The organism is Streptomyces sp. NPDC051104, assembly GCF_040682835.1.
GTDB classification, from domain to species: domain Bacteria; phylum Actinomycetota; class Actinomycetes; order Streptomycetales; family Streptomycetaceae; genus Streptomyces; species Streptomyces cynarae.
This window is the reverse complement of the sequence record NZ_JBFBBS010000010.1, coordinates 18,292-38,324: the sequence shown is the minus strand read 5'-3', so window position 1 is coordinate 38,324 and position 20,033 is coordinate 18,292. Positions and strand designations below refer to the sequence as shown.

The following is a 20,033-nucleotide window of genomic DNA, read 5'->3' as shown; positions in this document are numbered from 1 at the left end:
TCGATCATGCTACCGCTGCCCTTCTCGGCGACTGCCGGCTGCTGATTCACTCGCCCGCTCAGGCGACCGATGCCCTGAAGGGATCGGTCGGGATGATCTCTGCCTCGTCGAAAAGCTGCTCCAACGCCTCGTGTCCGTGACGCCTGCGGAACTCGATCTCGGCGGCGGTCACCGGCAGTGTCCACAGGATGCGGGCGTGTCCCCCGGGCAGCGGACAGTGTTCGAGGTCGGGTCCGTGGAGGTAGGGCAGGCTGATCAGCAAGTGGTCGCAGGTCGAACCCGGCACCCACGGTTCACCGATCGGCATGCTGTGCGCCAGGTCGAGCCGGTGCCCGCCGCAGTGGTAGTACGCGATCATCGCCATGAGCTGGATGAAGCGCTCGTCACGGACGTGCGCGGTCATGACGAACTCAAGTCCATGACCGTCCTTCTCCATCAGGGCCCAGCACCCGGCCGTCACATAGGCCCAGCTGTCGCTGCGGGGACCGGGCGCCACAACGAGAACTCGCAGATCGGGCACTGTCTCTCGTCGTTCGGGCCCGAGGTCGTGGTCGACGGCCTCCACGGAATGTCCCACGAAGAAGGCTCGGACATGTGACTCAACGGCCTCAGCGGCCGGCAGCCTGACATCACTCACCGCGCGATCATCCCAGACTGCGGTCGGCCGCCCACGAGAGCATGGGAGACGCTGCCCGCGGGGCGTGGTTGGATCGGGCCGGGGAACTACGCGGTGGGAGAGCATGATGGCGGCTCGGGCGGTGCTCTTCGCCCTGGACGGCGAGGACGCGGAACGTCTGCGGGCCTGCCGGGACGACGACGAGGTGAGGCACGTCGTCGAGGAGATCGAGGAGCGCTGGGACCTGGACCACCTCTTCGAACTGGACAAGTCCTGGGACGCCCTGCACCGCTGTTTCACGGACGGCAGTCTGGCCTACGACAACGGCGACTTCCCCTTGTCGCACGTCATCCTCGGGGGAGTGCCCCTGTACGAAGGCGACGACTACGTCGTCTGTTTCGTCACCGCCGAAGAGGTCCGGGACGTCGCAGCGGCCCTGGAACCCCTTGACGAGCACTGGCTGTACGACCGTTTCGCCGAGCTCACATTCGACGACTACCAAGGCACCGGTACGCGGAGGACATCGCCTGTGCCCGGGCGTTCCTGCCCGGCCTGAAGAACTTCTGCCGCACGGCAGCGCACAGCGGCAGGGCAGTGATCTTCACCGTCGGCCAATAGGCTGCGCTGCCGCCACCGACCGCTTGCCGGCGCGCAGGACGGCCAGGGCCCGGGCGCGGTCGAAGGCGGCCACGGGGTCCGCGTGGTAAGTCCAAGGCTCAGCGCCCACCCACGGCTCCAGCAGCCGGAACTGCTCCAGCGCCTCGCGGCCTCGTCCAGCCAGGACCAGTGCGGCGGCGAGGGTGTGCCGGACCAGCGGCAGCCGCGGGTCGGTCGCCAGTGCGGCGGCGGTCGCGCCCAGAACGGCGTCGATCGCAGACCTCGGGTTCCGGCCCGCCAGCGGCACGGCGGGGCCGCCCAGCGCCTGCTCGAACGAGGCCAGCAGCGGCAGTACGGCCAGGAGCGAGTGCGCGGGGGCGGAGGTGGCGGCCTCCTTCGCGAAGCGGTGGGCCAGCCGGTCCGAGCCGCACCACTTGGCGCACCAGTACTGGAGGGCGTTGAGGTGACCGTAGAAGTGGTGGGGGGCGCGGGCGGTCAGCTTTACGGATTCCGAGGGATTACTCGGATCGGCCTGATTTTCAGCGGGAGGCCGTCAGGGAGACCGGCTTCCGGTACGGATTCCAGAAATCGACTCCCGCTCCTTCCTGAGCGTCGACCAGCGCACCGATCCCGTGCCGCGCGGCGAAGTCCAGTTCCGCGGGGAAAGCGGGAACGAGCATCAGGAATTCCACGTGCCTGCCATCGGCAAGCACCATGCTCGTCATCTCGCCTTCGAAGGGATCCGTGACCACGAAGCCGGCGAGTTCGGTCCCCGGCCAGAGCGGTCCCGGCGCCCGGTAGATGTTCTGCGCCGCGAGGGCCTTGCCCGATCGCGCAGCGTAGATCCCCACCTGGGCGATCGACTCGGCGATGTCGTCGCACTCCGGATCGCACGACAGGAAGAACTCCTGCCGGTGCTTTCCGTCAGCGCCCGGCACCGGGACGTCACAGACACCCGAGGTGCGGTAGAAGGTCAGCTCGTCCTCCCCCTCACCTTCGACCCACTTCAGGATCCGGATGTCGTAACCGTCCCGGGTCTGGAACGACGCCTCGCGCAGTGGTTCACCCCACTTGCGGATGAAGAACTCCGCGGGACTCGACGGGAGATCTGTCATGGTGCTCCTCCGAAGTCCTGGTACTGGCGCGCCCGCGGATCAGGGGGCGCGGCCTGCTCCTCCCCGGCGAACAGCCAGGCACCCACCAGCCCGAGCACGACGACGGCCGCACCGCCGGCCACCCAGGCCCCACGGCCCCGCAACGCGCCCGCCACCGCCGCCAACGCGCGGACCACCGGCACCCCGCGCGTGGATCGGGTCTTCTTCTTGCCGACACGCCAGCCACGCCGGGTCTTCATCGGGCGTCGTCCCCCGACGGCCTGACGAACAGACAGTGCAGCGCCGCTCCGAGCGTGGAGGCGAACAGCAGCAGGACGTCGGCGGCGTATTGCAGGCCGTGGGTGTCCACCGGTGTGAGCATGGCCTCGAACAGCCATGCCACGTTCACCACACTGAAGACCACCGCCGCCAGTCAGTCGGCGCGCGTGCCCCGCCGGAAGGCCAGCACAAGCGAGGGCACGGCACCCAGCATTCCCAGACTCAAAAGGGGTACGGCCGCCAGTGCCGCCCGGGACAGCAGCCCGGGCACGGTGCCTGTCACCGCCTCAGTCGCGCGCGGCGACCACGTCGTGCTTCACGGCCGTTTACCTTCGCCTCTCAGGCGCGTACCTGCGAAGAGGTCCGTACATATACACGAATATGGACGGGACGCCGTAGGGTACCTCCCCGGCCGGACGATGCCGACAGGGGAAGTCGTCCGCGAGGCCGCCGCCTCAGCCGCCGCACTGCCGCAGCATCATCTGCTTGTCGGCCGCCGTCACGGGAAGGTCGTACTTGAGCGACACCTGGGCGAAGCGGACCGAGTAGGCGCAGCGGATCTGTGTGTTCGGGGGCAGCCAGGTCGCCGGGCCGGAGTCGCCCTTCGCGCCATTGGTCGGTCCGTCCACCGGGATCAGGTTCAGCGGGTCGTTGGCGATGTCCTCCCGCTTGTCCTTCGACCAGCGCGAGGCACCCATCTGCCAGTCGTACGACAGCGGCATGACGTGGTCTATCTGCACTGTCGCCGCGTGGGACTTGGTCCACTCGATCGTCTTCCCGGTGTACGGGTCATGCAGCGTCATGGACGTGACGACGCAGTCCGAGCCCGCCCGGAAGCGGGCCTTCTCGCCATCGCGCTTCAGGAGATCGTTGCGCGAGTCACACCCGTTGTGGGAAAAGGGGATGCCGCCCGGGGCCGAGTCGGTCCAGGCGTAGCCGAACTTGTCCCGCTCGTACCCCGTCTTGGGTCCGCGCCCTTTCGTCGCCACTTTCCCGATCAGCGACCGGGCCTTCGCCTTGTCCGCGCTCGAAGTGATGGCTGCCAGCCCCGGCTTCGTCCCATCGGGATTGTCCAGCGGGTTCACCGCGTGGCCGTCGGCGGCCGTCGGGACGGCGGAACCGGAGGGTCCGCCGTCCGCGGGCGGGGCGAGGCCCTCACACCCGGTCACCATCAATCCGGTGGTCAGCAGCGCGGCGGATGCCAGCAGAACGCGCCGCCTTCCGCCACGGTGCCCGACGTGCCACTCAGTACGCATTGCGCGACGCCCTCCCCTTGCCTGTACCGCCCGCGCCGGGCCGTTCTCCCGGTCTCACGGTAGCCGTCAAGGGGTTGTGTCCCTCACATCGCCGTCGTCATGCGCGAACCGCCCCGCTCACGCGCCGCGACCCGATACGACCGCTCCGACCCGCTAAGACCCGCTCCGGCCCCCTCCGGTCCGATAGGGCCCTGTAGGGCCCGCTGGGACTGGCTAGGACCGGCTAAGCCCCGCTAGGACCCGCTACGATCCCAGGATCGACGTCAGGAACTCCCCGACCCAGCCCAGCAACTCCCGCCCGACCAGCGGCTTTCCGCCCACCTTCGCCGTCTTGGGGCGGGGAACCAGGACCTGGTGGACGGCCGGCTTGACGATGGTGCCGGGGTACAGGCGCTTGAGCCGCAGTTCCTGGGACTCCCTCAGCTCCACCGGGGCGAAGCGGATGTTGGTGCCCTGCAGGACGATCTCGCCGACACCGCAGGCGCGGGCGAGCATGCGCAGGCCCGCCACCAGGAGGAGGTTCTCGACCGGCTCGGGCAGTTTGCCGTAGCGGTCGACCAGTTCCTCGCGGACGGCCTTGATGTCCTCCTCCGAGTTCACAGAGGCGATCGCGCGGTAGGCCTGCAGGCGCAGCCGCTCGCCGGGCGCGTAGTCGTGCGGGACGTGGGCGTCGACGGGCAGCTCGATCTTGACCTCGAGCGGCGCCTCTTCTTCGATCTCGCCGGTCTCCAGCTGGCGCCGGTAGTCCGCGACCGCCTCGCCGACCATCCGCACGTACAGGTCGAAGCCGACGCCCGCGATGTGGCCGGACTGCTCGCCGCCGAGCAGGTTGCCCGCGCCGCGGATCTCCAGGTCCTTCATCGCCACGTACATGCCCGCGCCCATCTCCGTGTGCTGGGCGATGGTCGCCAGCCGCTCGTGGGCGGTCTCCGTCAGCGGCTTCTCCGGCGGGTAGAGGAAGTACGCGTAGCCGCGCTCCCGGCCACGGCCGACGCGGCCGCGCAACTGGTGCAGCTGGGACAGGCCGAAGGTGTCGCCGCGCTCCACGATCAGCGTGTTCGCGTTGGAGATGTCGATGCCCGACTCGACGATCGTCGTGGAGACCAGCACGTCGAACTTCTTCTCCCAGAAGTCGACGACGACCTGCTCCAGCGCCTGCTCCGACATCTGGCCGTGGGCCGTGGCGATCCGCGCCTCGGGGACGATCTCGCGCAGCCGCGCCGCCGCCCGGTCGATCGACTCCACCCGGTTGTGGATGTAGAAGACCTGGCCCTCGCGCAGCAGCTCACGGCGGATCGCGGCGCCGATCTGCTTCTCCTCGTACGGCCCGACGAAGGTGAGCACCGGGTGCCGCTCCTCCGGCGGGGTGGTGATCGTGGACATCTCGCGGATGCCCGTCACCGCCATCTCGAGGGTCCTCGGGATCGGGGTCGCGGACATCGTCAGCACGTCGACGTTCGCGCGCAGCTTCTTCAGCTGCTCCTTGTGCTCGACGCCGAAGCGCTGCTCCTCGTCGACGATGACCAGACCGAGGTCCTTGAACTTGGTCTCCGACGAGAACAGACGGTGCGTGCCGATGACGATGTCCACCGAGCCCTCGCGCAACCCCTCCAGCACCGCCCTGGCCTCCGTGTCCGTCTGGAAACGCGACAGCGCCCTCACGTTCACCGGGAACTGGGAGTAGCGGTCGGAGAACGTGCCGAAGTGCTGCTGCACCAGCAGCGTCGTCGGGACGAGGACGGCGACCTGCTTGCCGTCCTGGACCGCCTTGAAGGCGGCCCGCACCGCGATCTCCGTCTTGCCGTAGCCGACGTCGCCGCAGACCAGGCGGTCCATCGGGATCGACTTCTCCATGTCCTCCTTGACCTCGGCGATCGTGGTCAGCTGGTCCGGGGTCTCCGCGTGCGGGAACGCGTCCTCCAGCTCCCGCTGCCAGGGGGTGTCCGCGCCGAAGGCGTGGCCGGGGGCCGCCATGCGCGCCGAGTACAGCTTGATGAGATCGGCGGCGATCTCCTTGACGGCCTTCTTCGCGCGCGCCTTCGTCTTCGTCCAGTCGGCGCCACCGAGGCGGTGCAGGGTGGGGGCCTCGCCGCCGACGTACTTGGTGATCTGCTCCAGCTGGTCGGTCGGGATGTAGAGGCGGTCGCCGGGCTGCCCGCGCTTGGCCGGGGCGTACTCCACCACCAGGTACTCGCGGGTGGCGCCCTGGACCGTGCGCTGCACCATCTCGATGTAGCGGCCCACGCCGTGCTGCTCGTGGACGATGTAGTCGCCGGCCTCCAGGGTCAGCGGGTCGATCGTCTTGCGGCGGCGGGCCGGCATCCGCGCGCCGTCGCGGCCGGCCGCCCGCTGGCCGGACAGGTCGGTCTCCGTGAGCACGGCCAGCTTGAGGGCCGGGTCGACGAAGCCGTACTCGATCGATCCGCACGCCACGTGCACGACCGACTGGGACAGCGCCCCGAGGTCGGCGTCGAGGCGGGCCGCGATGCCCTCGCTGCCCAGCACCTCGACCGTGCGGGACGCCGGGCCGTGGGCCTCGGTGACGAACACGGTGCGCCAGCCGTCGGCGAGCCAGCCCTTGGTGTCGGCGAGCACCTTGGCGGTGTCGCCGCGGTAGGTCTCCGGGGCGTGCATGCCCAGCGTGAGCGTGTCCGCGTCCAGGTCGGCGTCCGCGGCGAACGGGGACACCGACCACCACATCATGCCCAGCTCGCCGGCCCGGTCCCGGACGTCCGCGAGGGACCACAGGGAGGCGGCGCCGACGTCGATGGGGGCCTCCCCGCCGCCGGCGGTCGCGGCCCAGGACGCCTGCAGGAACTCCTGTGAGGTGGCCACCAGGTCGGCCGAGCGGGTGCGTACCCGCTCCGGGTCGCAGACGACGGTCATGGCGCCCGCGGGCAGCACGTCGAGCAGCAGCTCCATGTCGTCGACGAGGACGGGGGCCAGGGACTCCATGCCCTCCACGGCGATTCCCTCGGCGATCTTGCCGAGGAGTTCGCCAAGCTCCGGGTGCTCCTCGGCGAGGGCGGCGGCGCGCTGCCGCACGTCGTCGGTGAGCAGCAGCTCGCGGCAGGGCGGTGCCCACAGGCCGTGCTCGGCGACCTCCAGGGAGCGCTGGTCGGCGACCTTGAAGTAGCGGATCTCCTCGACGTCGTCGCCCCAGAACTCGATGCGCAGGGGGTGTTCCTCGGTGGGCGGGAAGACGTCCAGGATTCCGCCGCGCACGGCGAACTCGCCGCGCTTCTCCACCAGCTCCACCCGGGAGTACGCGGCGGCGGCGAGGGCGTCCACGACGTCGTTCAGGTCGGCGCTCTGGCCGGTTCTCAGGGACACCGGTTCCAGGTCGCCGAGGCCCTTGACCTGGGGCTGGAGCACGGAACGCACGGCGGCGACGACGACGGAGACCGGGCCGGTCTCGGGGTCGTCGGAACTCGGGTGGGCGAGCCGTCTCAGGACGGCGAGGCGGCGGCCGACGGTGTCGCTGCGGGGGCTGAGGCGCTCGTGCGGGAGGGTCTCCCAGGACGGGTACTCCACGACGCCGTCGGGCGGCAGCAGGGTGCGCAGCGCGGCCGCGAGGTCCTCGGCCTCGCGGCCGGTCGCGGTCACGGCGAGGACGGGCCTGCCCACGTCCCGAGCGAGTGCGGCCACGGTGAAGGGGCGTGCCGCCGGGGGGCCGACGAGGTCGACGTGCATACGGTTGCCGTCGGTCGCGGCCTTGACCGCTTCCGCGAGTGCGGCGTCCTTGACTACGGCGTCGAGCAGACCGTGCAGGCTCATGGAGGGGCATCCGTCCCGGGGTGGGCAACACGAACACCCGGCCGCGAGATGTTCTGGGGCCGGGGTTGTCCAGCGTACGACGCCGGGCGCGTGACCGTCGGGGCTGTGCACAACGTCCCGCCGGCTGCGGGGTGCGGATGCCGGACGGTGTTCGCCCCCGCCGCCCTTACCCGTCCCGTCCCAGGGGCTCCGCCCCTTCGACCCCACCAGGGGCTCCGCCCCTTCGACCCCGGCGGGGACTGCGCCCCCTGCACCCCGGCGGGGAGTGCCCCCCTGCACCCCGGCAGGGACTACGTCCCCCGCACCCCCTTCGCAGGGCCCCGCGCCCCCGCCACCACCACGCAGGGCCCCGCGCCCCCGCCACCACCACGCAGGGCCCCGCGCCCCCGCCACCACCACGCAGGGCCCCGCGCCCCCGCACCCCGGCAGGAACTACGTCCCCCGAACCCTACGCAGGGCCCCGGCCCCGGCACCCCGCTGGGGCTTCGCCCCAGACCCCATCCGGGGGCCGGCCCCCGGACCCCCGCTCCTCAAACGTCGGAGGGGCTGAATTCTCAGCCCGTCCGGGGGTCCCCCGCTCGGGGAGCTCGGGGGAGTCTGAGGACGAGGCCGCAAGGCCGACAGCGGGGGTCCGGGGGCGCAGCCCCCAGGGACGGGAAGGGTAGGGGCGGCGGGGGCGAAAGATCCTCAGGCCGGGCCGGACGACGCAGGGAAGCCCGGCGTCGAAGAGCCTGTGCTCCCCGGCGCCGGGCTCCGCCCGATTCCCCCGTGCTCCCCGCCTCGGGGGCTACTCCGTGGCGATCGCGTTCAGTACGTTCATCCGGCCCGCCCTGAACGCCGGGATCAGGGCCGCGAACAGTCCCACGAAGGCCGAGGCGACGAAGACGCTCGTGATCGTGCCCCACGGGATCTGGAGGACGTTCAGGCCCTCGAGGGCGAGGAGCTTCTGGGCCGTGGCACCCCAGCCCATGCCCAGGCCGAGTCCCAGCAGGGCGCCGAAGAGGGCGATCACCACCGACTCCAGGCGGATCATGCGGCGCAGCTGGCGGCGGGAGAGGCCGATCGCCCTCAGCAGGCCGATCTCCCTCGTCCGCTCCACCACCGACAGGGCCAGCGTGTTCACCACACCCAGGACCGCGACGATGATCGCGAGGGCGAGCAGGCCGTAGACCATGTTGAGCAGCTGGCCGACCTGGTCCTTCAGCTCCTTCTTGTAGTCGGTCTGGTCGCGCACCTGGTACTGCGGGTACGGCTTCATCGACTGCTTCAGCGCCGCGTACGCCTGCTTCTCCTGGCCGTCCTTCGCTTTGGCGAACATGATCTGGTTCGGCGGGATCCTGTCCTTCGGGACGTACTTCTCCATCGTCGCGATGCTCATGTAGCGCGCGCCCTGGTCGAGGGCGGTGTCGTCGCTGGTGATCGCCGCGACCTTGAGCTTCGCCGTCCGGCCGCCCTTGAAGGCGACGGTGACGGTGTCGCCGACGTGCACGCCGTGCTTCTTGGCGTAGTCGGAGCCGACCGACATGGCGTCGTCGCCGTAGGCGGCTGGCAGGGTGCCCTGCGTGGTCGTGCGGCGCAGGTCGTCGGCGTACGACGGGTCCGCGGCCGTGATTCCGGTGTCTTCGGCCTTGCCGTCCGGCGAGGTCAGGGTGGCGTCGAGCATCTTGTAGCGGGTGACGTGCGCCAGATGCGGACTCTGCTGCATGGCCTTCTCGGCCTGCGGCACGATCCGCTGGTTGCCCTGGACGATGAAGTCCGCGCCGACCGACTTGTCCAGCTCGCTGGTGGCCGAGGCCACCATCGAGGAGCCGACCACCGAGAGGCAGGCGACCAGTGCGAGGCCGATCATCAGGGCCGCGCCGGTGGCGCCGGTGCGGCGCGGGTTGCGCAGGGCGTTGCGCTCCGCCATGCGGCCCACCGGGCCGAAGGCCCGCAGCAGCACCGCGCTGATCACCCGGACCACCCCGCCCGCCAGCAGCGGGCCGATGACCACGAAGCCGATCAGGGTCAGGACCACGCCGACGCCCAGGACCAGCGAGCCGTCGCTCGCCTTCTTGGCACTCGCCGCCGCGTACAGGGCGGCGGCACCGGCGCCGGTGAGGACGAGGCCGATCAGGGCGCGCACTCGGCCCGCCCTGCCGTCGGCCGGCGTGCCGGCGTCCCGCAGGGCGGCCATCGGGGAGACCTTGCCGGCGCGGCGGGCCGGCAGGTAGGCGGCCAGGACGGTGACGACGACGCCCAGGACCAGGCCGGCCACCGGCGTGGTCGCCTTGATCGTCAGGTCCCGCGTCGACAGGTCCATGCCCATCGAGCCCATGACCTTCATCAGGCCGATCGCGATACCGACCCCCGCGCCCACACCGAGGACCGACCCCAGGACACCCAGCAGCAGCGCCTCGACCAGCACGGACCGGTTGACCTGCCGACGGGAGGAGCCGATCGCCCGCATCAGGCCGATCTCGCGCGTCCGCTGGGCGACCAGCATCGAGAAGGTGTTGATGATCAGGAAGATGCCGACCAGGAACGCGATCCCGGCGAAGCCGAGCATGGCGTACTTGATGACGTTCATGAACTGACCGACGTCCTGGCGGTTCTCGTCGGCGTTCTCCTTGGCGGTCTGGACCTTGAAGGACCCGGCCTCGGCGAGTGTCCGTGTGACGTTCTGCTTCAGCTGCTCGTCCGACACACCGGACGCCGCGGTGACGTTGATGTTCGTGAACCGTCCGGTGGTCCCGAGCAGTTCGCGCTGCGCGGTGGCGGTGTCGAAGTAGACGACCGCGGCACCGGGGTTGGTCACCTTGAAGGTGGTGATGCCGACGATCCGCGCCCGGAAGTCACCGGTCTGCGCGATGGTGCGCAGTTCGTCGCCCAGTTCGAGGTGGTGCTTGTCGGCGGTGTCGGCGTCGACCATCATCTCGGTCGGCCCGCGCGGGGCGTGACCGGACGTGATCTCCATCGACCGCAGGTCGTTGCTCGTCCAGTCGCCGGCGATCGTCGGGGCGCCGGTGGAGGAGCCCATGTTCTCGTTGTCGCTGTCGACGACGGTCACGTTCATCGAACTGACGCCGCCCTCCACCGACTTGACGCCCTCGGCGTGCCGGGCCTTGTCCAGCACCGAAGCCGGCAGCGACTCGGGCACGCCGTTCTGCGGGGTCTCGTCGCTCTTGGCGACCTTCGGCGAGACGGTCACGTCGGACGCCGTCACCGCGAACAGCTTGTCGAACGTCGTGTTCATCGTGTCCGTGAACACGAGCGTGCCGCACACGAACGCCACCGACAGCAGGACCGCGACGGCCGACAGCGCCATGCGCCCCTTGTGCGCGAAGAAGTTGCGCAGCGAGGTCTTCAGGACGGTCATGACGTGCGCCCCCGGGCGTCGAAGTCCTTCATGCGGTCCAGAACGGTGTCCGCGGTCGGCTTGAGCATCTCGTCGACGATCCGGCCGTCGGCCAGGTACAGCACGCGGTCGGCGTAGGAGGCGGCGACCGGGTCGTGCGTGACCATGACGATGGTCTGGCCGAGCTCGTCCACGGACCGGCGCAGGAAGCCCAGCACCTCGGCGCCCGCGCGGGAGTCGAGGTTTCCGGTCGGCTCGTCACCGAAGATGATCTCGGGGCGGGCGGCCAGGGCGCGGGCCACGGCCACGCGCTGCTGCTGTCCGCCGGAGAGCTGGCTGGGCCGGTGCTTGAGCCGCCCGGCGAGCCCGACGGTCTCCACGACCCGGTCCAGCCACGCCTTGTCGGGCTTACGGCCGGCGATGTCCATGGGCAGCGTGATGTTCTCGATCGCGTTCAGCGTGGGCAGCAGGTTGAACGCCTGGAAGATGAACCCGATGCGGTCCCGGCGCAGCTGGGTGAGCTTCTTGTCCTTCAGGCCGGTGATCTCGGTCTCGTCGAGGTAGATCTGACCGCTGGTCACGGTGTCGAGCCCGGCGAGGCAGTGCATCAGCGTGGACTTGCCGGACCCCGAGGGGCCCATGATGGCGGTGAACTGGCCGCGGGCGATGTCCACGTCGACGTGGTCGAGGGCGACGACGCGGGTCTCCCCCGCCCCGTACGCCTTCACGACCTGCCGAGCCCGCGCGGCAACGGCCGTACGCCCTCCAGTGCTCCCGTGCCTGGGAATGGTCACGGCCGATGTCATGGTTAATCCCCTTTTGTCCATCAATGAATTACATGCGCGTGAGTGCGCTGATCGGTGGTCGATCGGTGACCGATCGGTGGTCGATCGGTGGTCGATCGGTGTGATGAGTACGCCGGTCAGTCTGGTGCCGGCGCACGGCCCGGCGCGCTGGTGCCCGGCCCCGTCTTCCGCTGGGGAAAACCCCACCCCCTCCGGTGCGGCCGGCGCGACCCCCGTGCGCCCCGACCGCTCCCCAGCGGCGTAAAGCCAGGCTAAGGAACGGGACCGGTCCCTCTCGTCCTCCGGTGGGACGAGCCCTCCCCGAGCCCTGATACGGAGTAACCCCTAGGGGTCCTCCACCTCGGGGTGGGCCGGCCTCGGGGGCCGCCTCCACCCGTCGGCCCATCCACTCTCCACCCTGACGTCGCGTGAGGGTCAACTCTCCCCGGCAGGGGCCGTGAGTGAGAGGGTGTCGTACGGCAGATACGTGCACAGGGAAACGACCGGGAGAGGATTCCTGTGGACCAGGGGGACACGGACATACGGACCGCTGCGGCCGGCCGCACCCAGGACGCGACGCGGCGCCGCGGGGCCGTCGTCGCCGCGCTGATGCTGGCGATGGCGCTGGCCGCGCTGGACTCGACGATCGTCTCGACGGCCGTACCGCAGATCGTCGGCGACCTCGGCGGATTCTCCGTCTTCTCGTGGCTGTTCTCGGGCTATCTGCTGGCCGTGACGGTGACGCTGCCCGTCTACGGCAAGCCGTCTGTGGTCGTGCAACGGCGGCGACAACCAGAAGTGGACCCTGACGTAACGGGCACACGCACGGGAAAGACGAACCCCCACCCCGCAGACCGCGGAGTGGGGGTTCGCATCAGAGCGCCGGGCAGGCCTTGCACCTGCATCTCCCCGCAGGAAGCGGGGCGTCTTTCCTTGGACCACCAACGCACCACCGGACACCGGGGGTTCCGACGACCAGCACATGATCAAGTGTAGCCCACTCCCGTCGGGGCTCGCACATCCCCGCCCGTCGCCCCGTAACCATTCACATTGAAGTAACCAGCAGTAACAACACAGATCGATGTAGCAAGCGCATACCGACCGGCCAGTTTGGCGAAAAGCCCCCGCGCGCCCGATCCCCGCGAGTAGCGTGCGTCGCCGCCCCCCCTGCTCCCTGCGGTCCGCACCGGACCCGATTCCACGCAAGGAGAACCGGGATGTCCGACGCGTTCATACCGCGGCACTCGTCCCCCGAGTACTCAGCACCGCACCACTCGCCACCGACGCACCCGACGCACCCGACGCACCCGACCTATCCGACGTACCCCTGGCAGCCGCCGCCCGCGGAACCGGTCCGCCGGCCGCTGCCGCAGCATCCGCCGCTCGGACACCACAGCGACCTGCGGATGCTGCGCACCGCCTACCGCTGGCAGCGGCGCGTGGCCACCCTCACCGCGCTCGGCTACTTCGCGCTGTTCCTCGCCCTGTCCGCGTTCGCGCCCTCGTTCATGACGGCCACCGTCTCCGGCGGTCTCACCATGGGCCTGCTGCTCGGCCTGCTCCAACTGCCCGTCACCTGCCTCGCGATCGGCGTGTACGAGTACACGGCGCGCCGCGGCGTCGACCCGATCGCCGACCGCATCCGCAGACAGGCCGCACTGGACACCGGACGGGGGGCGGCGCGATGACCACGGCGAACGCACCGGGAGGGATCACCGGGTTCAGCAGCTCCGCACAGGCCATGTCACTCGTGGCGTTCACCACCGTCGCCACGATCACACTGCTGCTGTGCGTGATGACCGGGCCTGACCGCGACGACCTCGACGAGTTCTACACCGGCTACAGCTCCCTGTCCCCGATGCGCAACGGCCTCGCCATCGCCGGGGACTACATCTCCGCCGCGACCGTGCTCGGCACCGGCGGGGTCATCGCCCTCGCCGGGTACGACGGCGTCGTCCTCGCGCTGAGCACGGCCCTGTCGCTGATGCTGCTGATGTTCCTGCTGGCCGAACCCCTGCGCAACGCGGGCCGGTTCACCATGGGCGACGCCCTGGCCCGGCGCATGCCGGGGCGCGCGGTGCGTATCACCGCCTGTGCCGTGACCATCGCCGCACTGCTGCCGCTGATGCTCGTCCAGCTCGCCGGCACCGGCGACCTGCTGGCCTTCCTCCTCGGCTTCTCGGGCGACTCCCTGAAGACCGGCTGCATCATCGGCCTCGGCGTCCTGATGATCGGCTACGCGACGATCGGCGGCATGAAGGGCACGGCCCTCATCCAGATCCTGAAGATCGTGATGCTGCTCGGCTCCGGCACGCTCGTAGCCGCGCTGATCCTGCGCCGCTTCGACTGGGACCCGGGCGCGCTGTTCGCGACCGCCGCGCACAACAGCGGGGCCGGTCCCGCCTTCCTGCACTCGGGCCTGGAGTTCGCGGGCGGCACGGCGCCCCGGGTCGACATGATCAGTACGGAGCTGACGGTTGTCCTCGGCGGCGCCTGCCTGCCGCACATCACCATGCGGATGTACACCGCGAACAGCGCCCGCCAGGTGCGCCGCTCGATGTCCTGGGCCGTACCGGCGGTCGCGCTGTTCGTGCCGGTCATCACGGTGGTCGCCTTCGGCGCCACCGCCCTGATCGGGCGCGCCACCATCGCCGCGGCCGACCCGCACGGCAACACCGCCTATCTGCTGGGCTCCCGGGCGGCGTTCGGGGCCGATGTGTCCAATGCCGAGACACTGATGTTCACCACGGTGACCACGGCGGTCTTCCTGACCCTGCTCGCCTCCGTCGCCGGGATGATCCTCGCCTGCGCCAACTCCCTCGCCCACGACGTGTTCGCGGCCCGCGTGCAGGAGATGCCGCCGCGCCGCGAGATGGGCCTGGCCCGTCTGTCGGCGCTGGCGGTGGGCGTCCCGGCGATCCTGCTCGCCACCCTCGTCCAGCACCGCAGCCTGCAGCCGCTGGTGACCCTCTCCTTCTGCATCGGGGCCTCCGCGATCGCACCCGCCCTGGTCTACAGCCTGTTCTGGCGCCGCTACACCCGAACCGGCCTGCTGTGCACGCTGATCGGCGGCACCGTGACGACTCTCGTGCTCATGACCGGCACCAACCTGGTCTCCGGCTCCCCCACCGCGGCCTTCCCGGACGCCGACTTCAACTGGTTCCCGCTCACGACCACCGGCCTCGTCTCCATCCCGCTCGGCTTCGCCTACGGCTGGCTGGGCACCCTCGTCTCCGGCCGCGGCCAGGCCGCCGAGCAGCGCCGGCAGTACGAGGCGGTCGAAGGCTGGATCCTGGCGGGGGCGACCCGCAGGAGCGGCTGACGAACGGCCGGGCGCGCGCGGAGGCCGTGAGGGCCGTCTACTCCGCGGGAGCCCGGCCCGTCAGCATGGCCAGGCTGTTGCGCACATGGTCCATCTGGGCCTGCACACAGTCCCAGACCTCACCGTGCTCCCGCAGCACCCGCTCCGTCTCCCGGGCGATACGGTCCTCCCGCAGCCTCGCCTCCGCGACCAGCTCGGCGGCGCGCGCCTGGGCGTCCCGCTGCACCTGCCGGGCCGACTCCTCGGCCTCGGCCAGCGCCCGCTGCGCCTGAGACAGCGCGACCTCCGCGCGCGCCACCCGCTCCGCCTCCCCCGCCTCGGCCTCCGCGACCCGTTCGGCCGCCGCCCGCTCCTCGTCCGCCCAGCGCTTGGCGTGCTCCCGCTCCTGCTCGGCGAGCAGCGCCGCCGTGCGCTGCCGCACCTCACGCAGCGCGGCCAGCGCCTCCCCGCGCCCCTCCTTCACCTCACGCCGTGCCGTGATCCGTACGTCGTCGGCCTCGGCCCTCGCCGCCAGCAGCCGGGTGCGGACCCGCTCCTCGGCCTCACCGCGCAGCTCGTCGGCGTACGCCTGCGCCTCGTCCCGCACCCGCCGCGCCTCCTGCTCCGCCTCCGCGAGCACACGCCCGGCCTCCTGCCGCGCCTCCTCCCGCAGGGCCTCGGCTTCCTCCCGCGCCATGTCGAACAGCCGGCCGGCCCGATCGCCCAGGCCCTCGTACGTCTGCGCGGGAAGCTGCGCCACCCTCTCCCGCAGCCGCAGCAGGCCTGCCTCCATCTCCTTGGCCAGCACCGTCAGCCGGGCGGCCCGCTCCCAGGCGGCGTCGCGCTCCCGTGAGAGGGCCGAGGTGTAGGCGTCGACCTGGTCGGGACGGTAGCCGCGCCGCACGGACACGAAGCCGTACGGCGACCTCGATGCGCTGCTCATCGTGGAACCCCTCTCCAGCTGACCCACGAATCGATGATTTTGCGCACATCTTGATGGATCAGTCAGAAGTGTTCATAACGCGACACTCCACGCACAAGCAACGGATCGCCCCGAAGATCACCCGAAAAAGCGGCCGGACCCGGTCGTCCGTACGACCGGGCCCGGAACTGACGGGGCGTCAGGAGCGGGGTGTTGGGGAAGAGCTCACAGCAACCCGTCCCACATCTGCTCCAGCAGCACCGACCACCAGCTCTCCGGCGAACTCAGTGCCGCCGGGTCCAGGGAGGCGAGCTGTGCCTGGAAGTCCACCGTCCAGCGGCCCGCCTGCTCCTGGTTGAGGCCGTAGCGCAGCCGCCACATCCGGCCGAGCAGGGCCAGAGCGCGCACGAACTCGGGCAGACCCGTGTTCACGAACTGCGGCGGCACGGAAGCACCGCCCGGCCCCGCCTCCACGGGCACCGCGACGATGTTCGCCGTCCCGTACTGCACACAGATCGCCTTGCCGAAGTCGCTCCCCATGACCAGGTACGAGCCCGCGTCAGGGGCCGGCTGCACCCCGCGCTCCTGCGCCAGCTCCGCCAGCGTCGGCACCGGACGGCCCGGCTGGGCCTGCGCCCAGAAGAACGGGCCCATGTCGAACGGCAGTCCCGCCACCACCAGGGTGTGCGCCACGATCGGCGGCACACCCTGCCGGGACACCGCGGCCTGCTCGAACCGGAAGATCCCCGGACCGAAGGAACCCGCAAGCTCCTGCGCGATGCCCTCCGGCGGGACCGGCGGCGCGGGCTGCACCGCGGGCAACGGCGCACGCACCGGCCCCGGACGCGCCGGACCGTCCGCCACCTGGTGCAACTCGCCCTGGTGCGCCAGCAGTTGCCGCATCCCCTGCTGGCGGGAGGCGTGGTCGGTGCCGTACGGGGCGATGCTGGTGATCCGCGCCTGCGGCCAGTTCTCCCGGATCATCCGCGCACAGTACGCGCCCGGCAGCTCGCACGACTCCAGCTCCGTGTGCAGCTCCAGCACCTGGTCCGGCGGCACGTTCATGGCACGCAGCTCATGGAAGATCTGCCACTCCGGGTGCGGCATGCCCGGCGCCGAACGCCGGATCAGCTGCTGCTCGGAACCGTCCTGCGCGCGGTAGCGCAGCACGGCCTGGTAGCCGGGGCCGACGGTCGGCGGGCCCTGCGGCGGATAACCGTACGACGGCTGCGCACCGGGCATGGGCTGCCCGGGCGGCTGCTGCCCCGGCATCGGCTGTCCGGACACCGGTCCGCCCATGGGCTGTCCTGGCACCGGCTGCCCCGGCGGCTGCGGGGCGCCCGGAGGCATGCCGGGGGCGCCCGGAGGCGGCGGCGGGGCCGCACCGGGGACTCCGGCCGGCGGCCCGGCCAGCATGGTCTCGGCGTGATGTACGGCACCGGGGGCGCCCGGCGGCTGCGAAGCACCCGACGGGTTCGGCGCGCCGGGGACACCGGGCTGTCCGGGAGCCGCGGGCCGCCCCGGAGCACCAGGCTGTCCCGGAGCCGCGGGCAGGGCCGAAGGGCTCGGCGGGCCCGGGAGGTTGGGGGCGTCCGGAGCGCCGGGGCCGGGCCGGTTCGGGTCCGCGAGCATGGTGGCCGCGTGGTGCACACCGCCCGGGGGCGGGCCCGGAGGGGTCGGCGCTCCGGGAGCACTCGGCGCCCCTGGAGCGTGCGGCACACCCGGAGGGTTCGGCACACCCGGCGGCTGGGGGCCGCCCGGCAGCGGTGTTCCCGGCGGAGGCGGCGGCGGAGGCATGCCGGGGCCCGCCGCGCCCTCGGGCCCGTCGGGGCCGAGCTGCGAGACGAGCTGGGTCGGCACATACCCGCCCGCCGAAGCGCCCGGTGCGGGCGGCGGCGGGGGAGGCGGCGGAGGCGTGGCACCCGGCCGCGCACCCGGAACCCCGGGCACGCCCGGCGGATGCGGCGGACCACCGGCGCGCGCAGCCCGCGGAGGCGCCGCCTTGCTGGTCGCGGCATCCGCGATGTCCGCGGCGTTCGGCGCGGGAGCCTGCGGCACGCCGGGCGCAGGCGCTCCGGGCGCAGGCGTGCCCGGAGCCTGCGGGTAGCCGTACGACGCAGCGCCCGGCGCCTGCGGAGCACCCGGCACACCACCGGGAGGCTGCGGGTAGCCGTACGCCGCCGCCCCCGGACCACCCGAGCCATGGGCAGCACCCGGCGCACCGGGCGCGCCCGGAACCTGCGGAGCACCCTGCGGCGTACCACCCGACATCACTGCCGCCTGCACATCCGGCGGCGCGGCGCCCTCGTCAGAGTCGCTCAACGGCGGCGCGAACACCGTCTCCGGCAGCGGCACCGAACGGTCCTCGCCCGCCTCAGCGTTGGTGTCCGTGCCCGCCCACGGCGTATCCCCCGCGGACCTACCCGGCACCTCCTCGCCGCCACCGGCCGCGGGCCACGCCGTACCCGACGCACCCGAAGAAGCCGCCGCGGCCGGACGCGAACCCGCCCCGTCCGACGCACCCTCACCGGACGTCCGACGCTCCGGAACCCCCCTCCTGTCCGCCGCCTCCTGGAGCCACTCCGGCGGCGTCAACAGGAACGACGTCTGGTTCAGATCCACCCGGGCCGCAGGCGCCGGAACCGCGGGTGCCTCCGCGTCCCGCGCCCCGTACTCCTCCTCGTACCGGCGGATCACCTCACCCACCGGCAGCCCCGGCCACAGCGTCGCCTCACCACTGTCCCGGGCGATCACCAGCCGCTGAGCGCCCCCGTCCGAACGCGGCCCCCCGTCCCGGTCCTCCGCCCACACCACGAACCCGAGCTCGAACTCCCGCACCCGCACCTCACGATGCAGATACGCCGGAACATCCCCGTTGATCCACTCTTCCGCGCGCTCCTGCGCCTGCGCGAACGTCACCATCGCCCGAACTCACTCCCCCACCGAAGACGCCGACGGCTCCGACGACACCGGCACCGCACGCGCGAACCCACCGTCCACCATCAGATTCGCCACGGTCTCCAACTCCGGCGGATCACCCGCGAGCCGCCCCAGGAACTGGTCGAAGTCGTCCCCGCACGGCAACAACAACCGCTCCACCCGCTCCGCAGGTGTCCACGACGCGTCCATATCCCGCGCATCGTCATACGCGCAGAACCACACCGAACCGATCCGGTCACCCTTCACCTTCACGGCCAGCAACCCGCCCTGCACAAAACCGACGCCCAGATAGTCCTTCGTCAGATGGTCACGCAGACACTTGTTCACATACACCAGGTCATTGACCGCCGCCTCGTCCCGCACCGTGAAGAACGGCTGGTCCACCAGCAGCCCCAACTCCGCGTCCAGCGCCGCACCCACCGGCGCACAACCACCCGCCGCCTTCAGAAACGACCGATACGCACCCGGCAGCCGATACCCCAGGTCCTCCTCGACCCCCTGCACCTGCGACTCCGTCACCGCCACCGACGACTTCGGCAACCCGAAATGCGCCGGCCGCGTCTCCTGCAACGGCCGCGTCCCCCGCTTGCCCTGATCCACCTTCGCCGTCGCGATCCCCCCGTGATGCCGCAACAGCGCCTTCACCTCGACCGGAACCAACTCCAGCCGCCGCGAACCCCGCACGTGATGCCACGTCCAACCATGCGGCGTCGCCACCGACGCGACCGTGTCCCACAACTCGTGCCCCGACGCCGCCAACGCCGCGTTCGCCGACACATAGTCCGTCAGCCGCAACTCATCCACACCGAAACCCTCCGGCGGATCCGCGATCTCAGCGGCCGCACGGGCATATTGCGAGAAATCCGGAAACCCGTACTCGTCGACCCGCACCCCCCTCGGATGCCGGGCCGCCCTCACCGGGTCCGGAAAGTGCACGACCTGCCCGGCGTATGCCGCGTTCGGCGGCGCGGCCTGCTGCCCGAGCCGACCTGTCGTCACGGTTGCCCCCTGCGGCTTTCTGTCTGGCCTGTACGGCGATACGGATCGCGGACCCCGACAGCCTATGCGGTACGACGACACCGGTCACCGGCCCACCGCTGCCCCACCCCCCGGCCCACCACCCCCACGT

The 20,033-nt window shown here is 71.3% G+C and carries 15 protein-coding genes and 1 pseudogene; 4 read left to right on the top strand and 12 right to left on the bottom strand.

The genetic code is table 11. The features are described from left to right. Positions 1–58 precede the first annotated feature (58 nt). Positions 59–577, bottom strand: coding sequence for a suppressor of fused domain protein (locus tag AB0N14_RS17095; RefSeq protein WP_366026454.1), 519 nt, complete (start codon positions 575–577; stop codon positions 59–61). Between the two features lie 163 nt (positions 578–740). On the opposite strand from AB0N14_RS17095, the gene AB0N14_RS17090 reads away from it, so the two are divergent. Further along, positions 741–1,172, top strand: coding sequence for a DUF1877 family protein (locus AB0N14_RS17090; protein ID WP_366026453.1), 432 nt, complete (start codon positions 741–743; stop codon positions 1,170–1,172). Positions 1,173–1,217: 45 nt separating this feature from the next. Here the strand turns inward: AB0N14_RS17090 and AB0N14_RS17085 are convergent, their stop codons facing one another. The 8 genes from AB0N14_RS17085 to AB0N14_RS17050 form a co-directional block, all read right to left on the bottom strand. Next, positions 1,218–1,520, bottom strand: coding sequence for a hypothetical protein (locus tag AB0N14_RS17085; protein WP_366026452.1), 303 nt, complete (start codon positions 1,518–1,520; stop codon positions 1,218–1,220). Positions 1,521–1,752: 232 nt separating this feature from the next. Then, positions 1,753–2,328, bottom strand: a complete 576-nt coding sequence (locus AB0N14_RS17080) for a suppressor of fused domain protein (RefSeq protein ID WP_366026451.1) — start codon at positions 2,326–2,328, stop codon at positions 1,753–1,755. After that, a complete protein-coding gene (locus tag AB0N14_RS17075) occupies positions 2,325–2,567 on the bottom strand; it encodes a hypothetical protein (RefSeq protein WP_366026450.1) in 243 nt (80 codons plus the stop codon). The genes AB0N14_RS17080 and AB0N14_RS17075 overlap by 4 nt, the downstream gene beginning before the upstream one ends. Beyond that, positions 2,564–2,710 (bottom strand): hypothetical protein, encoded by a 147-nt coding sequence (locus tag AB0N14_RS17070; protein WP_366026449.1) that lies wholly within the window; start codon positions 2,708–2,710, stop codon positions 2,564–2,566. The genes AB0N14_RS17075 and AB0N14_RS17070 overlap by 4 nt, the downstream gene beginning before the upstream one ends. 331 nt (positions 2,711–3,041) lie before the next feature. Then, positions 3,042–3,758 carry an HNH endonuclease family protein gene (locus AB0N14_RS17065; protein ID WP_366026651.1) on the bottom strand — a complete coding sequence of 239 codons (717 nt, stop codon included), beginning with the start codon at positions 3,756–3,758 and terminating at the stop codon, positions 3,042–3,044. Between the two features lie 327 nt (positions 3,759–4,085). Beyond that, positions 4,086–7,619 carry a transcription-repair coupling factor gene (gene mfd, locus AB0N14_RS17060; RefSeq protein WP_366026448.1) on the bottom strand — a complete coding sequence of 1,178 codons (3,534 nt, stop codon included), beginning with the start codon at positions 7,617–7,619 and terminating at the stop codon, positions 4,086–4,088. Between the two features lie 787 nt (positions 7,620–8,406). Continuing rightward, complete coding sequence (locus AB0N14_RS17055) at positions 8,407–10,977, bottom strand: FtsX-like permease family protein (RefSeq protein WP_366026447.1); 2,571 nt, start codon at positions 10,975–10,977, stop codon at positions 8,407–8,409. Further along, positions 10,974–11,762 (bottom strand): ABC transporter ATP-binding protein, encoded by a 789-nt coding sequence (locus tag AB0N14_RS17050; protein WP_366026446.1) that lies wholly within the window; start codon positions 11,760–11,762, stop codon positions 10,974–10,976. The genes AB0N14_RS17055 and AB0N14_RS17050 overlap by 4 nt, the downstream gene beginning before the upstream one ends. A gap of 519 nt (positions 11,763–12,281) precedes the next feature. On the opposite strand from AB0N14_RS17050, the pseudogene AB0N14_RS17045 reads away from it, so the two are divergent. The 3 genes and pseudogenes from AB0N14_RS17045 to AB0N14_RS17035 all read left to right on the top strand — a co-directional run. After that, positions 12,282–12,503: pseudogene (locus AB0N14_RS17045) on the top strand (MFS transporter); the annotation flags it as partial. Positions 12,504–12,958: 455 nt separating this feature from the next. After that, positions 12,959–13,429: a DUF485 domain-containing protein gene (locus tag AB0N14_RS17040; RefSeq protein WP_366026445.1), complete on the top strand. Its 471-nt coding sequence runs from the start codon at positions 12,959–12,961 to the stop codon at positions 13,427–13,429. Further along, positions 13,426–15,063, top strand: a complete 1,638-nt coding sequence (locus AB0N14_RS17035; RefSeq protein ID WP_366026444.1) for a cation acetate symporter — start codon at positions 13,426–13,428, stop codon at positions 15,061–15,063. Before AB0N14_RS17040 ends, AB0N14_RS17035 begins: the two co-directional genes overlap by 4 nt. Positions 15,064–15,100: 37 nt before the next feature. Here the strand turns inward: AB0N14_RS17035 and AB0N14_RS17030 are convergent, their stop codons facing one another. From AB0N14_RS17030 to AB0N14_RS17020, 3 genes are all read right to left on the bottom strand, one after another. Beyond that, on the bottom strand, positions 15,101–15,985 hold the full coding sequence (locus tag AB0N14_RS17030; protein WP_366026443.1) for a cellulose-binding protein: 885 nt from the start codon (positions 15,983–15,985) through the stop codon (positions 15,101–15,103). 204 nt (positions 15,986–16,189) lie between these two features. Beyond that, positions 16,190–18,886, bottom strand: a complete 2,697-nt coding sequence (locus tag AB0N14_RS17025; RefSeq protein WP_366026442.1) for an SUKH-4 family immunity protein — start codon at positions 18,884–18,886, stop codon at positions 16,190–16,192. Positions 18,887–18,895: 9 nt separating this feature from the next. Next, on the bottom strand, positions 18,896–19,903 hold the full coding sequence (locus AB0N14_RS17020) for an SMI1/KNR4 family protein (RefSeq protein ID WP_366026441.1): 1,008 nt from the start codon (positions 19,901–19,903) through the stop codon (positions 18,896–18,898). Positions 19,904–20,033 lie beyond the last annotated feature (130 nt).

Excerpts from the sequence above, each read along its gene's own strand:
- AB0N14_RS17090 (WP_366026453.1), top strand. The coding sequence starts at position 741 with ATGATGGCGGCTCGGGCGGTGCTCTTCGCCCTGGACGGCGAGGACGCG.
- AB0N14_RS17080 (WP_366026451.1), bottom strand. The coding sequence starts at position 2,328 with ATGACAGATCTCCCGTCGAGTCCCGCGGAGTTCTTCATCCGCAAGTGG.
- AB0N14_RS17075 (WP_366026450.1), bottom strand. The coding sequence starts at position 2,567 with ATGAAGACCCGGCGTGGCTGGCGTGTCGGCAAGAAGAAGACCCGATCC.
- AB0N14_RS17065 (WP_366026651.1), bottom strand. The coding sequence starts at position 3,758 with ATGGTGACCGGGTGTGAGGGCCTCGCCCCGCCCGCGGACGGCGGACCC.
- mfd (WP_366026448.1), bottom strand. The coding sequence starts at position 7,619 with ATGAGCCTGCACGGTCTGCTCGACGCCGTAGTCAAGGACGCCGCACTC.
- AB0N14_RS17055 (WP_366026447.1), bottom strand. The coding sequence starts at position 10,977 with ATGACCGTCCTGAAGACCTCGCTGCGCAACTTCTTCGCGCACAAGGGG.
- AB0N14_RS17050 (WP_366026446.1), bottom strand. The coding sequence starts at position 11,762 with ATGACATCGGCCGTGACCATTCCCAGGCACGGGAGCACTGGAGGGCGT.
- AB0N14_RS17040 (WP_366026445.1), top strand. The coding sequence starts at position 12,959 with ATGTCCGACGCGTTCATACCGCGGCACTCGTCCCCCGAGTACTCAGCA.
- AB0N14_RS17035 (WP_366026444.1), top strand. The coding sequence starts at position 13,426 with ATGACCACGGCGAACGCACCGGGAGGGATCACCGGGTTCAGCAGCTCC.
- AB0N14_RS17030 (WP_366026443.1), bottom strand. The coding sequence starts at position 15,985 with ATGAGCAGCGCATCGAGGTCGCCGTACGGCTTCGTGTCCGTGCGGCGC.
- AB0N14_RS17025 (WP_366026442.1), bottom strand. The coding sequence starts at position 18,886 with ATGGTGACGTTCGCGCAGGCGCAGGAGCGCGCGGAAGAGTGGATCAAC.